A 12,626-nucleotide genomic window follows, 5' to 3' on the forward strand; every position below is an offset into this window, starting at 1 on the left:
CCCTCGTCGAGCACATTCGGGGCAGAGCCTGTGAGGTCGATTCCGATCAGGTCTGCGCCATGTCCACGAACCGCGAGTAGTGGCCCTGGAAGGCGACCGTGATCGTCGCCGTAGGGCCGTTACGGTGCTTGCCCACGATGATGTCCGCCTCGCCCGCGCGCGGAGACTCCTTCTCGTACGCGTCCTCGCGGTGCAGAAGGATCACCATGTCGGCGTCCTGCTCGATGGAACCCGACTCACGCAGGTCGGACACCATCGGCTTCTTGTCCGTACGCTGCTCGGGACCACGGTTGAGCTGGGAGAGCGCGATCACCGGAACCTCCAGCTCCTTCGCCAGGAGCTTGAGGTTCCGGGACATGTCCGAGACCTCCTGCTGCCGACTCTCGGAGCGCTTGGAACCACCGGCCTGCATCAGCTGCAGATAGTCGATGATCACGAGCTTGATGTCGTTGCGCTGCTTCAGCCGACGGCACTTCGCGCGGATCTCCATCATCGACAGGTTCGGGGAGTCGTCGATGTAGAGCGGTGCGGACGAGACCTCGGGCATCCGGCGCGCCAGGCGCGTCCAGTCATCGTCCGTCATGGTGCCGGACCGCATGTGGTGCAGGGCGACGCGGGCCTCTGCGGACAGCAGACGCATCGCGATCTCGTTGCGGCCCATCTCCAGGGAGAAGATGACGCTCGGCAGGTTGTGCTTGATCGAAGCGGCCCGGGCGAAGTCCAGGGCAAGCGTCGACTTGCCCATGGCGGGACGGGCCGCGATGACGATCATCTGCCCCGGGTGCAGACCATTGGTGAGGGAGTCGAGGTCGGTGAACCCCGTGGGAACGCCCGTCATCTCGCCGCTGCGCGAGCCGATCGCCTCGATCTCGTCGAGCGCGCCCTCCATGATGTCGCCGAGCGGGAGGTAGTCCTCGCTGGTCCGCTGCTCGGTGACCGCGTAGACCTCTGCCTGGGCGCGGTTGACGATCTCGTCGACGTCGTCGTCGGCCGCGTATCCCATCTGCGTAATGCGGGTACCGGCCTCGACCAGGCGGCGCAGCACGGCCCGCTCGTGGACGATCTCCGCGTAGTACGCCGCGTTGGCCGCCGTGGGCACCGTCTGGACGAGGGTGTGCAGATACGACGCCCCGCCGACCTTGTTGATCTCGCCACGCTTGGTGAGCTCCGCCGCGATCGTGATGGGGTCGGCCGGCTCGCCCTTGGCGTAGACGTCGAGGACGGCCTGGTAGATCGTCTCGTGGGCCGGCTTGTAGAAGTCATGGCCCTTGAGGATCTCGACGACGTCCGCAATGGCGTCCTTGGACAGGAGCATGCCGCCGAGGACGGACTGCTCGGCGTCGATGTCCTGGGGTGGTACCCGCTCGAACGACGGGGCCGATCCGCCGTCCCACCCCCCGTTATCCCTGCCGCGCTCATGCTGTTCGTCGCGGCCCCGGGCTCCGTCACCACGTCGACGGGAGGCGGGCAGACGATCACTGGGACCGCTGTCGGCCCACGGATCGTCCAAGGGCTCGGAAATGCTCACCGAGCCACCTCCTCCCGTCCGCCGAAGCAGACCTAGCCGTGCCCCTCTGTTCTACGGCACGGCACTGACAAATAAGAGGCCCAACTCCGGTTGGCACGCGCCGGTTTTGTGGTGTTTGTGGAACCGGCGGACGGAGCGGGCGCCGGACCACCGTAGGCCTCTCGGCACCGTCAGCCAATCTGGTTATCCACAGCCCATGTGGACGAGGGCCCAGATGCTGTGGAGAACTCCGCGAAACCTGTGCACGAGCCGGTGGACAGGCCTGTGAACAAGCAGCGCCACCCTCCGTGGAAACCGCCCTGACCTGCGGCTTTGCCGTCCACCGGCTGTGCAGAAGAAAAACTTCCCCAACCGGCGCAAGATCACCTCGAACACTGCACAGCAGTGCGCACCCCTGGACGGAAAGTAAGGGGCGAGAAAGCTTTACATCTCTTACCTGTGGACGATTAGATTGGTGCACATGACACAGGCCCCTGCGCGCCGCCGAACCGGCCGGAGACAGCACGACCGAGAGATCGTCGCACTGGCCGTGCCGGCCTTCGGCGCCCTCGTCGCCGAGCCCCTCTTCCTCATGGTCGACACCGCCATCGTGGGCCATCTGGGCACGGCCCAACTCGCCGGCCTCGGCGTCGCCTCGGCCCTGCTGATGACGGCCGTGAGCGTCTTCGTCTTCCTCGCCTATGCCACCACAGCAGCGGTTGCCCGCCGTGTCGGAGCGGGCGACCTCCAGTCAGCCATCCGGCAGGGCATGGACGGTATCTGGCTGGCACTGCTCCTCGGCGCTGCCGTGGTCGCCGTCGCCCTGCCGACGGCACCCCACCTGGTGGACCTGTTCGGCGCCTCGGACGCGGCAGCTCCCTACGCGACCACGTATCTGCGCATCTCCGTGCTCGGCATACCGGCCATGCTCGTCGTCCTCGCCGCGACCGGTGTTCTGCGCGGTCTGCAGGACACCAGAACCCCGCTCTACGTCGCCATCGCAGGCTTCGTCGCCAACGGTGCCCTCAACGCCGGGCTCGTCTACGGCGCCGATCTGGGGATCGCCGGTTCCGCGTGGGGTACCGTCATCGCCCAGTGCGGCATGGCAGCGGTCTACCTCGTGGTGGTTCTGCGAGGAGCCCGCAAGCACGGTGCCTCGCTGCGCCCGGATGCCGCCGGGATCAGGGCCTGCGCGCAAGCCGGTGTGCCCCTGCTGGTCCGCACCCTTTCCCTGCGGGCCATCCTGATGATCGCCACGGCGGTCGCCGCCCGGCTCGGAGATGCCGACATCGCCGCCCACCAGATCATCCTCTCCCTGTGGAGCCTCCTGGCCTTCGCCCTCGACGCCATCGCCATCGCGGGGCAGGCCATCATCGGGCGCTACCTCGGAGCCGGTGACACCCAGGGCGCCCGGGACGCGTGCCGTCGCATGGTGGAGTGGGGCATCGCCGTCGGCGTCGTCCTCGGTGCCCTGGTGGTCATCACCCGACCGGGATTCCTGCCCCTGTTCACCAGTGACCCGGCGGTCAAGGATGTGGCACTGCCCGCCCTGATCATCGTCGCCCTCTCCCAGCCGATCTCCGGCATCGTCTTCGTCCTTGACGGAGTCCTGATGGGCGCCGGTGACGGCCCTTACCTCGCCTGGGCCATGCTGCTCACACTGGCGGTCTTTACGCCCGTCGCTCTCTTGGTCCCGGTGCTGGGCGGTGGACTCACCGCCCTCTGGGCCACGATGACACTGATGATGACCGTGCGGATGCTGACCCTGTGGCTCCGCGCCCGCTCGGGCCGCTGGATCGTGACGGGCGCGACCCGCTGACCGTTTCACGTGAAACGCTGCCTGTTTCACGTGAAACACGGTGCTCCACAGAACGCGGTGTTTCACGTGAAACAGGACGCCGCTCGGGAGGCATGCCCCCAGCAGACACGAATGGGGCCGCACCCCCAGGGTGCGGCCCCATCGCTTACTGCTTCAGCAAGCACGGCACTCAGGCCGCGACGACCTCGATGTTGACCTTGGCGGCAACCTCGGGGTGCAGACGCACGGACGTCTCGTGAGCGCCCAGCGTCTTGATCGGCGAGCCGAGCTCGATACGGCGCTTGTCGACCTCGGGTCCGCCGGAGGCCTTGATCGCGGAAGCGATGTCGGCCGGCGTGACGGAACCGAAGAGACGACCGGCGTCGCCGGAGCGAACGGCCAGACGGACCTTGACGCCCTCGAGCTGGGCCTTCACAGCGTTGGCCTGCTCGATGGTCTGGATCTCGTGGATCTTGCGAGCACGACGGATCTGCTCGACGTCCTTCTCGCCACCCTTGGTCCAGCGGATAGCGAACTTCCGCGGGATCAGGTAGTTGCGAGCGTAACCGTCCTTGACGTCGACGACGTCGCCCGCGGCACCGAGGCCGGAGACCTCGTGGGTGAGGATGATCTTCATGAGTCGGTCACCCTTCCCTTATCGCGCGGTGGAGGTGTAGGGCAGCAGCGCCATCTCACGGCTGTTCTTCACGGCCGTGGCGACGTCACGCTGGTGCTGCGTGCAGTTGCCGGTCACGCGGCGGGCACGGATCTTGCCGCGGTCGGAAATGAACTTCCGCAGCATGTTCGTGTCCTTGTAGTCCACGTACGTGACCTTGTCCTTGCAGAAAGCGCAGACCTTCTTCTTCGGCTTGCGCACAGGCGGCTTAGCCATGGTGTTTCTCCTGTGTGATCAAGAAGTGTGAGTGCGAACCCACCCCTAGAAGGGGGGCTCGTCCGAGTAGCCGCCGCCACCGCTGCCGCCGCCGGAGTTTCCACCCCAGCCGCCGCCACCGCCCTGGTTGCCACCGGCGGGAGCACCGGTCGCCCAGGGGTCGTCTGCGGGAGCGCCGCCGCCCTGCTGGCCGCCACCGGGGCCGCCGCCCCAGCCGCCGCCACCCTGGCCGCCACCGCCGCCGCCGAAGCCACCCTGGCCACCCTGGCCACTGCGGCCGCTGGTCTTGGTGACCTTGGCCGTGGCGTTGCGCAGGCTGGCGCCGACTTCCTCGACGTCCAGCTCGTAGACCGTGCGCTTGACGCCCTCACGGTCCTCGTAGGACCGCTGCTTCAGCCGGCCCTGCACGATGACGCGCATGCCTCGCTGAAGCGACTCCGCGACGTTCTCCGCCGCCTGACGCCAGACCGAGCAGGTCAGGAAGAGGCTCTCGCCGTCCTTCCACTCGTTCGTCTGGCGGTCGAAGGTGCGGGGGGTGGACGCGACACGGAACTTCGCGACCGCCGCACCGGAGGGGGTGAAGCGCAGCTCGGGGTCGTCGACAAGATTGCCGACGACCGTGATGACGGTCTCGCCTGCCATGGGGGAACCTCTCGGCGGGTTTGCTCTGGCTGCTTGCTACTCGAATCCCGGGATCAGCTGAGCGTGGAAGCTCAGTGCATCTCGGGACGGAGGACCTTGGTCCGGAGGACCGACTCGTTCAGGTTCATCTGGCGGTCGAGCTCCTTGACGACCGCAGGCTCGGCCTGCAGGTCGATGACCGAGTAGATGCCCTCGGGCTTCTTCTTGATCTCGTACGCGAGACGACGACGGCCCCAGGTGTCGACCTTCTCGACCTTTCCGCCGCCGTCACGGACGACAGAGAGGAAGTTCTCGATCAGCGGAGAGACAGCGCGCTCCTCGACCTCGGGGTCGAGGATGACCATCACCTCGTAGTGACGCATGTGGAACCCACCTCCTTTGGACTCAGCGGCCACGGTCGTTCCGTGGCAGGAGGGTTGTGATGCGTAGGCAACGGTATCGGCCACCACTGACAGTCGGGGTTTCTGACGAGAAGCCCCTGCCATGACATGGGCAGACACCGGTGCGGACGGTACAGAGTACCCGCACAGCGGCTTGCGGTTGAAATCCGGCCGCCAGGGCAGCCAATCTGTACACATCGGGTGTGTATGGCGCTACGATGCGCCGACTTTCGCAGGAGGTGCCCTATGGCACAGGCATTGCGACCCAACCCCGCCGGCGGCCTCTTCGCCACGGACGGCAAGCCCCATCCCCTCCAGGACGCCCTGCTCGCGGTGACCCTGGTGCTGGGCCTCATGTCGTTCCTCACGGCGATCATCGAGGAGGACCTGCATCTGCTCAGCTCCTGGGCCGGCCTCGTGGGCATCCTCACGGGCGCGTACGGCCAGTGGATCTCGGAGACGACCCGGGAGCGCTTCGGTCTGATCCTGGGCCTGGGCGCAGCGGGCGTCGGGTTCTTCTTGGGCATGGCGCACGGCGGCCTCATCGGCTGACGCCAGGACACCCCTTCTCTGAACACCGGTCACGCCCCGGCCGGCCTCGGGCCGGGGCGAAGGTCCCGTACGCCCAACCGGCGCGCTCCCAAGGCGCAGTAGGCTTCGCGCGAGAGCCGGAGCCCCTGAACCCATGGGGACACACCAGCCCGAGGAGCGCCCCGAATGAGCCTGACCCTGAGGACCATCAGTCGCGAGCAGCATCTGGCCTACATCCAGAGCCTGCCGTCGGCGAGCCACATGCAGGTCCCGGCCTGGGCTGACGTCAAGGCGGAGTGGCGCTCCGAGAACCTCGGCTGGTTCGACGACCGCACCGGCGAGATGGTCGGTGCCGGCCTGGTCCTCTACCGGCAGCTTCCCAAGATCAAGCGCTACCTCGCCTACCTGCCCGAGGGCCCGGTCATCAACTGGTTCGCGCCGAATCTGCAGGAATGGATCGAGCCGATGCTGGCGCACCTGAAGCAGCAGGGCGCCTTCTCCGTGAAGATGGGCCCGCCGGTGATCATCCGGCGCTGGGAGGCCCCCTCCATCAAGGCGGGCATCCAGAACCCGGACGTGAAGCGGCTGCGCGACATCGAGGCCGACCACATCGAGCCGCGCGCCTTCGAGGTGGCCGACAAGCTGCGCCGCATGGGCTGGCAGCAGGGCGAGGACGGCGGCGCCGGCTTCGGCGACGTCCAGCCCCGTTACGTGTACCAGGTGCCGCTGGCGAACCGTTCGCTGGAAGAGGTCCACAAGAACTTCAACCAGCTGTGGCGCCGCAACATCAAGAAGGCCGAGAAGGCCGGCGTCGAGGTCGTCCAGGGCGGCTACCAGGACCTCGAGGAATGGCAGCGGCTGTACGAGATCACGGCCGTACGCGATCACTTCCGGCCGCGCCCGCTGTCGTACTTCCAGCGCATGTGGACGGCCCTCAACACCGAGGACCCCAACCGCATGCGGCTGTACTTCGCCCGGCACAACGGCGTGAACCTGTCGGCCGCGACGATGCTGATCGTCGGCGGGCACGTCTGGTACTCGTACGGCGCCTCCGACAACATCGGCCGCGAGGTCCGGCCTTCGAACGCGATGCAGTGGCGGATGCTGCGCGACGCCTACGCGCTCGGCGCCACCGTCTACGACCTGCGCGGCATCTCCGACTCACTGGACGAGACCGACCACCTCTTCGGTCTGATCCAGTTCAAGGTGGGTACCGGCGGCCAGGCGGCCGAGTACCTGGGCGAGTGGGACTTCCCCCTGAACAAGCTGCTGCACAAGGCGCTCGACATCTACATGTCGCGCCGCTGATGTCCCGTTCAGTGCTTCTATACCTCTGATACACGGCAACCGCTGATACACGGCGACCACGAGAAAGGTTCCAGGTCCGGCCATGGCGCTCACGCTCTACGTCGACACCGCGCGCTGGCGTGCGCACCACAAGCATGTGCAGGAGCAGTTCCCGGGCCTCGTGCCGGTCTGCAAGGGCAACGGCTACGGCTTCGGGCACGAGCGGCTGGCGGAGGAGGCCACGCGGCTGGGCTCGGACGTCCTCGCCGTCGGCACGACGTACGAGGCCGCCCGGATCAAGGACTGGTTCGGCGGGGACCTGCTGGTGCTGACCCCGTACCGGCGTGGCGAGGAGCCGGTGCCGCTGCCGGACCGGGTCATCCGCTCCGTCTCGTCGATAGACGGTGTGTACGGCCTGGTCGGTGCCCGGGTGGTGATCGAGGTGATGTCCTCGATGAAGCGGCACGGCATCAGTGAGCAGGACCTGGCCCAACTGCACGCCGCCATCGAGAACGTCCGCCTGGAGGGCTTCGCCCTCCACCTGCCGCTGGACCGCACCGACGGCTCGGACGCCGTCGAGGAGGTCATCGGCTGGATGGACCGGCTGCGTGCCGCCCGGCTGCCCCTGCACACCATGTTCGTGAGCCATCTCAAGGCCGAGGAACTCGCCCGGCTCCAGCAGCAGTTCCCGCAGACCCGGTTCCGGGCCCGCATCGGCACGCGGCTGTGGCTGGGGGACCACGACGCCACGGAGTACCGCGGCGCGGTCCTGGACGTCACGCGCGTCGCCAAGGGCGACCGCTTCGGCTACCGGCAGCAGAAGGCGGCCTCCGACGGCTTCCTGGTGGTCGTGGCGGGCGGTACGTCGCACGGAGTGGGGCTGGAGGCTCCCAAGGCGCTGCACGGCGTCATGCCGCGTGCCAAGGGCGTCGCCCGCGCCGGCCTCGCGACGGTGAACCGGAACCTTTCCCCGTTCGTCTGGGGTGGCAAGCAGCGCTGGTTCGCGGAGCCGCCGCACATGCAGGTCTCGATCCTGTTCGTGCCGGCGGATGCGCCGGAGCCGAAGGTCGGCGATGAGCTGGTGGCCCATCTGCGGCACACCACCACGCAGTTCGACCGGATCATGGACCGCTGACGGGCGCCACGCACCGTCCCTCGCAGCGCAGCAAGAAGGCCGTGCACGGCTTCCCGTGTACGGCCTTCTTCTGCCTTCTTCGGCCTTCTTCGTTTCCCTGCTACGGCATCTCGCGCCGTTCGCTCAGAGCGAACCGCCCGTAGGACCCGGCCTGCCCCACTCGACCGGTGGGCCGTCGAACTGGGCGGTCATGTGCCGCCGGGGGCGGGCCGCGGGTCCGAGAACGAAGACGTCCTCGGCGCCGTCGAGCACTCCGCCCGAGGGGTCGTCGTCACCGGACCGCCGCACCGGATCCCGCTCCGGCATGAAGATGTCCCGCACGACCATCACGCACAGGTACGCAGTCCCCAGCAGATGCAGGCCGATGGCCCAGTGGTAGCCGTCGGTGGGCAGGCCCTTGTGTGCGTCTCCGCTGGTCGTGTACGCGAGGTACAGCCAGATCCCCAGGAAGTACGCCACCTCGCAGGCCTGCCAGATCAGGAAGTCCCGCCACTTCGGCCGGGCGAGAGCGGCCAGCGGCACCAGCCACAGGACGTACTGCGGCGAGTAGACCTTGTTGGTGAGGATGAACGCCGCCACGATCAGGAAGGCGAGCTGGGCGAACCGCGGGCGGCGGGGGGCGGTCAGTGCGAGCGCCGCGACGGCCGCACAGCACACCAGCATCAGCAGCGTGGCCATGGTGTTGACGGTGTCGGTGCTGAGCGGGTTGTCCGAGTTCTGGGCCATGATCAGCCAGAAGGAGCCGAAGTCGACGCCCCGCTCCTGGCTGAACGTGTAGAACTTCGACCAGCCCTCGAACGCGAAGAGCATCACCGGCCCGTTCACGACGACCCAGGCGACGATCGCGCCGCCCACAGCCGCCCCGAACTCACGCCACCTGCCCGCGCGCCAGCACAGCACCATCAGCGGCCCGAGGAGCAGGAAGGGGTAGAGCTTGGCGGCCGTGGCGAGCCCCAGCAGGACGCCGAAGGCGAGGGATCGGCCGCGCGACCACATCAGCATCGCCGCGGCCGTCAGAGCGACCGCGAGCAGGTCCCAGTTGATGGTCGCGGTCAGCGCGGCGGCGGGCGCCAGGGCGACCAGCAGGCCGTCCCAGGGACGCCGGGCGTGGGTGCGGGTCACGCAGACGGCGATGACCGACGCACACACCATGAGCATTCCGGCATTGACCATCCAGTACCACTGCTCCTGGTACTGGATGGTGCCGCTGCCGGGTGTGAGCCAGGAGGCGACCTCCATGAAGACACCGGTGAGCACCGGATACTCCAGGTACTGCATGTCACCGGGGAGCCTGTCGAAGTACGGCACGAGCCCGTCGGCGAAACCGCGCCCCTGGTAGAGGTGCGGGATGTCCGAGTAGCACGCGTGCGTGTACTGGGAACTCGCGCCGAAGAACCAGGCGCCGTTGTAGCAGGGCGCCTTCTGGACCAGGCCGAGGGCGAACATGCCGATCGCCACCAGCGCGATCACCCGCACGGGAGTCCACCAGGACGCCCCGAGCAGGGCACGCCGCCCGAGCGGGCCGCCGATCAGCTCGCTGCCGGCCGCGGCGACCTCGTCCTCCTTGGTCGGCCGCACCGGGTCCGGCTCGTGGACGCTCGCTTGCGTCGATTCTGCACTGGGCATGCCGCACATCCTGCCGTACGTGTCCAGTAATACGCCGAGGGCCGCCGTGCCCAAGTGGGACGGCGGCCCTTGTTTCACGTGAAACGCCCTCGCGTTTCACGTGAAACACCCAAGCCGGGCGATCTGTCGGCAGCGGCTATCCCTCGGGGCCGCCGAAGATGCCTCCGTTGCCGTTGCCCCTGCTGTTGCCGCCGTCCAGGTTCGTATCGGTTGGCGTGGGCTCGGTGGACGCCCCTCCGTCTGTGCCCCCGTTGCCAGTGCCGCCGTTCTGCGCGCCACCGTCGTTCTCACACCCGAAGAACCCGCAGGTGTCGCTCGGCGTGGGCGACGGAAGCGTCGGGCTCTCGCTGGGCGTGGCACTCGGCGACTCGGTCACCGTCTCGCTGGGCACGACGCTGGGCGTCGGGGTCGGTGTCGGGGCACCCGCCTGGTCCTGGATCTCGCCGATCTCCTCGGCCTCCGGGAAGCCGAGGTCGGGCTTGCCCTTCAGCGCGGCCTTCATGTACTCCGTCCACACCAGCGTGGGGACGTCACCGCCGTGGATGGACTCCTCACCCGCCGTGCCGTTCATGGAGAGCAGCTTGGCGCTCTTGGGGTCCTCACGGAACATCGCGACCGAGGTCGACAGCTGCTGCGTGTAGCCGACGAACCAGGCCGACTTGTTCTCGTCGGTGGTACCGGTCTTACCGGCCGCCGTACGGCCCAGGGACAGCGCGTTCTTACCCGTACCGTTCTGGATCACGTTCTCCAGAGTGTCCGTGACATTGTTGGCCACTTTCTCGGGCATCGCCTGGGTGATCCTCGGCTTGTCGAAGCCTTGGACTTCCTGACCGTTGTACTTGACGCTGGTCACCGAGTACGGGGCGGCCTGCTTACCCGCTGCGGCGAACGTCGCGTAAGCGTCGGCCATCCGGATCGCACTGGGAGTCGACGTACCGAGCGCGAACGACGGGTTGAGCTCGGCGAAGCTGGCGTCCAGGATGCCGGACTTCTCTGCCACGTCCCGTACGTTCCTCATTCCCACATCCATGCCGAGCTGCACGAACGGGGTGTTGACCGACTGCTCCATCGCCTTGCGCAGGGAGATGTAGCCCCAGGGGTGGTCGCTCTCGTTCTCCTGGAAGAACGGGGTGTTGTCCTTCTTCAGGACGTACGAGCCGTCGTTGTTCTTGACCTTGAGATGGTCGTTGCCGTTGTACTTGCTCATCGGCGAGAGAGGACCGTCGCTCCGGTAGGTGCCGTGCTCCATCGCAGCGGCGAGCACGAACGGCTTCCACGTCGAACCGACGGGGACACCCGAGGTGTCCGCGTTGTTGTTGAAGTGGCCGTTCTCGTACCCCGCACCGCCGTAGAGCGCGACGATCGCGCCGTCCTTGGGCTTCACCGACGCCGCACCGAACTGGACGTGCTTGTCCAGCTCACGGTTCTTCGGGTCGAGCTTCTCCTTCTCGACCTTCTTGACGGCCTTCGCCAGCGCCTCGACGTTGGCCTTCTTGAAGGTCGTCTTGATCTGGTAGCCGCCCAGGTCGAACTGCTTCTCGGAGATGTTGGAGTGGTTCAGGACGTACTTCTTGGCCGTGTCCACCAGGTACCCGATCTGGCCGCTCATGCCCTTGGACGCCTTGCGGTCCTGGGGCATGGGGTATTCCTTGATCGCGTCCTGGTACTGCTGGTCCGTGAGCTTGTTGTCGTTGTGCATCTGCTCGAGGATCCAGGCCCAACGCACCTTTGACCGCTTGAGGTTGTCGTCCTTGTTCGCCGCAGGGTCGATGCTCTCGTTGCCCGCCGGGTCGTAGTAGGTCGGGCCCTTCAGAAGAGCGGCGAGGAAGGCACACTCACTCGGCTTGAGGTCCTTCGCTTCCTTGCCGTAGTAGGCCTGAGCGGCGGCCTGGATGCCGTAGGCGCCACGGCCGTAGTAGGAGGTGTTCAGGTAGCCCTGGAGGATCACCGGCTTGGAGACCTTGGTGCCCACCTTGATGGAGATGAACATCTCCTTGAACTTACGGGTGACCGTCTGTTCCTGGCTCAGGTAGGTGTTCTTGACGAACTGCTGGGTGATCGTCGAACCGCCCTGCGTGTTCCCCCCCCGGGCCATGTTGGCCAGGGCCCGGGCGATACCCATGGGGTCGACGCCGGAGTCCTGGTAGAAGCTCTTGTTCTCGGCCGAGATCACCGCCCACTGCATGGCCTTGGGGATCCGGTCGATCGTCACGTTCTGCCGGTTCTGGCCGCTGCCCGCCGCGACCATCTGGGTGCCGTCGGCCCAGTAGTAGACGTTGTTCTGCGACAGGGCCGCAGCGTTCTCCTCATTGGGGACGCCCACCATGGCGTAGCCGATGCCCGCCACGGCCACCAGGCTGCCGAAGAAGCCGATGCACAGGCCGGAGACGAGCTTCCAGGACGGCATCCAACGTTGCCAGCCGTACTTGCCCGCCCGCGGATAGTCGATCAGCCGTTTCTTGTCGGGGACGGCGGCCGCGCGCCCCCTGCCCCGGCCGGGCCCGTTCGGGCCGCCGGGACCGGCACGCCGGCCGCCTCGGGCCGGTTCGGCCGCTCTGCGGCGGCTGCCACCCGTGCTTCTCTGCGCCGCACGGCGGGCCTCGGCACGGCTGCCGTACTGACGCTCCTCACCCCCTGAGTCGTAAGCGTCCGACCCATAGGAGTCGGACGGAGACCCGGTGGCGCCTCGCGGTGCCGCACGGCGGCCGGAGGACGAACCGGACTGGCCGCGTCGGGCCGCGGCACGTCCGCCTCCCTGCGGCTGCGGCGGTTTGCGACGGTGCTCGCTCATCGAACGACTACTCCTCGGGCAGGCGCACCCCTGCGCG

The 12,626-nt window shown here is 67.5% G+C and carries 11 protein-coding genes; 4 read left to right on the forward strand and 7 right to left on the reverse strand.

The features are described from left to right. Positions 1 to 46: 46 nt before the first annotated feature. Positions 47 to 1,528 (reverse strand): replicative DNA helicase, encoded by a 1,482-nt coding sequence (dnaB, locus tag ACIRDU_RS12725; RefSeq protein WP_184847958.1) that lies wholly within the window; start codon positions 1,526 to 1,528, stop codon positions 47 to 49. Positions 1,529 to 1,988: 460 nt separating this feature from the next. Between dnaB and ACIRDU_RS12730 the strand changes: the two genes are divergently transcribed. Then, entirely contained in the window at positions 1,989 to 3,326 is a 1,338-nt protein-coding gene (locus ACIRDU_RS12730) for an MATE family efflux transporter (RefSeq protein ID WP_403577820.1), read from the forward strand. 169 nt (positions 3,327 to 3,495) lie between these two features. Here the strand turns inward: ACIRDU_RS12730 and rplI are convergent, their stop codons facing one another. From rplI to rpsF, 4 genes are all read right to left on the reverse strand, one after another. After that, positions 3,496 to 3,942 carry a 50S ribosomal protein L9 gene (gene rplI, locus ACIRDU_RS12735; RefSeq protein WP_033309881.1) on the reverse strand — a complete coding sequence of 149 codons (447 nt, stop codon included), beginning with the start codon at positions 3,940 to 3,942 and terminating at the stop codon, positions 3,496 to 3,498. Positions 3,943 to 3,960: 18 nt separating this feature from the next. After that, the gene (gene rpsR / locus ACIRDU_RS12740) at positions 3,961 to 4,197 is read right to left on the reverse strand and encodes a 30S ribosomal protein S18 (RefSeq protein WP_003949403.1); all 237 of its coding nucleotides are present in this window, start codon (positions 4,195 to 4,197) and stop codon (positions 3,961 to 3,963) included. A 45-nt stretch (positions 4,198 to 4,242) separates the two neighbouring features. Beyond that, the gene (locus tag ACIRDU_RS12745; protein ID WP_403577823.1) at positions 4,243 to 4,839 is read right to left on the reverse strand and encodes a single-stranded DNA-binding protein; all 597 of its coding nucleotides are present in this window, start codon (positions 4,837 to 4,839) and stop codon (positions 4,243 to 4,245) included. Between the two features lie 71 nt (positions 4,840 to 4,910). Next, a complete protein-coding gene (rpsF, locus tag ACIRDU_RS12750; RefSeq protein WP_104779105.1) occupies positions 4,911 to 5,201 on the reverse strand; it encodes a 30S ribosomal protein S6 in 291 nt (96 codons plus the stop codon). Positions 5,202 to 5,465: 264 nt separating this feature from the next. Between rpsF and ACIRDU_RS12755 the strand changes: the two genes are divergently transcribed. From ACIRDU_RS12755 to ACIRDU_RS12765, 3 genes are all read left to right on the forward strand, one after another. Next, positions 5,466 to 5,771, forward strand: coding sequence for a hypothetical protein (locus ACIRDU_RS12755; RefSeq protein ID WP_403577826.1), 306 nt, complete (start codon positions 5,466 to 5,468; stop codon positions 5,769 to 5,771). 165 nt (positions 5,772 to 5,936) lie between these two features. Then, positions 5,937 to 7,058: a peptidoglycan bridge formation glycyltransferase FemX gene (gene femX / locus ACIRDU_RS12760; RefSeq protein ID WP_403577828.1), complete on the forward strand. Its 1,122-nt coding sequence runs from the start codon at positions 5,937 to 5,939 to the stop codon at positions 7,056 to 7,058. 82 nt (positions 7,059 to 7,140) lie between these two features. Beyond that, complete coding sequence (locus ACIRDU_RS12765) at positions 7,141 to 8,172, forward strand: alanine racemase (protein WP_298553217.1); 1,032 nt, start codon at positions 7,141 to 7,143, stop codon at positions 8,170 to 8,172. Between the two features lie 123 nt (positions 8,173 to 8,295). On the opposite strand, the gene ACIRDU_RS12770 is transcribed toward ACIRDU_RS12765, so the two are convergent. Next, positions 8,296 to 9,807, reverse strand: coding sequence for a glycosyltransferase family 87 protein (locus ACIRDU_RS12770; RefSeq protein WP_403577832.1), 1,512 nt, complete (start codon positions 9,805 to 9,807; stop codon positions 8,296 to 8,298). 127 nt (positions 9,808 to 9,934) lie between these two features. Next, entirely contained in the window at positions 9,935 to 12,589 is a 2,655-nt protein-coding gene (locus tag ACIRDU_RS12775; protein ID WP_403577835.1) for a transglycosylase domain-containing protein, read from the reverse strand. Between the last annotated feature and the right edge of the window lie 37 nt (positions 12,590 to 12,626).

Origin of the sequence: Streptomyces sp. NPDC093598 (assembly GCF_044764825.1) — a bacterium.
Taxonomy (GTDB): domain Bacteria; phylum Actinomycetota; class Actinomycetes; order Streptomycetales; family Streptomycetaceae; genus Streptomyces.

What these genes read in the sequence shown, in the direction of transcription:
- ACIRDU_RS12745 (WP_403577823.1), bottom strand. Translation starts at nt 4,839, where the DNA reads ATGGCAGGCGAGACCGTCATCACGGTCGTCGGCAATCTTGTCGACGAC.
- rpsF (WP_104779105.1), bottom strand. Translation starts at nt 5,201, where the DNA reads ATGCGTCACTACGAGGTGATGGTCATCCTCGACCCCGAGGTCGAGGAG.
- ACIRDU_RS12770 (WP_403577832.1), bottom strand. Translation starts at nt 9,807, where the DNA reads ATGTGCGGCATGCCCAGTGCAGAATCGACGCAAGCGAGCGTCCACGAG.
- femX (WP_403577828.1), top strand. Translation starts at nt 5,937, where the DNA reads ATGAGCCTGACCCTGAGGACCATCAGTCGCGAGCAGCATCTGGCCTAC.
- ACIRDU_RS12755 (WP_403577826.1), top strand. Translation starts at nt 5,466, where the DNA reads ATGGCACAGGCATTGCGACCCAACCCCGCCGGCGGCCTCTTCGCCACG.
- ACIRDU_RS12730 (WP_403577820.1), top strand. Translation starts at nt 1,989, where the DNA reads ATGACACAGGCCCCTGCGCGCCGCCGAACCGGCCGGAGACAGCACGAC.
- rplI (WP_033309881.1), bottom strand. Translation starts at nt 3,942, where the DNA reads ATGAAGATCATCCTCACCCACGAGGTCTCCGGCCTCGGTGCCGCGGGC.
- rpsR (WP_003949403.1), bottom strand. Translation starts at nt 4,197, where the DNA reads ATGGCTAAGCCGCCTGTGCGCAAGCCGAAGAAGAAGGTCTGCGCTTTC.
- ACIRDU_RS12765 (WP_298553217.1), top strand. Translation starts at nt 7,141, where the DNA reads ATGGCGCTCACGCTCTACGTCGACACCGCGCGCTGGCGTGCGCACCAC.
- ACIRDU_RS12775 (WP_403577835.1), bottom strand. Translation starts at nt 12,589, where the DNA reads ATGAGCGAGCACCGTCGCAAACCGCCGCAGCCGCAGGGAGGCGGACGT.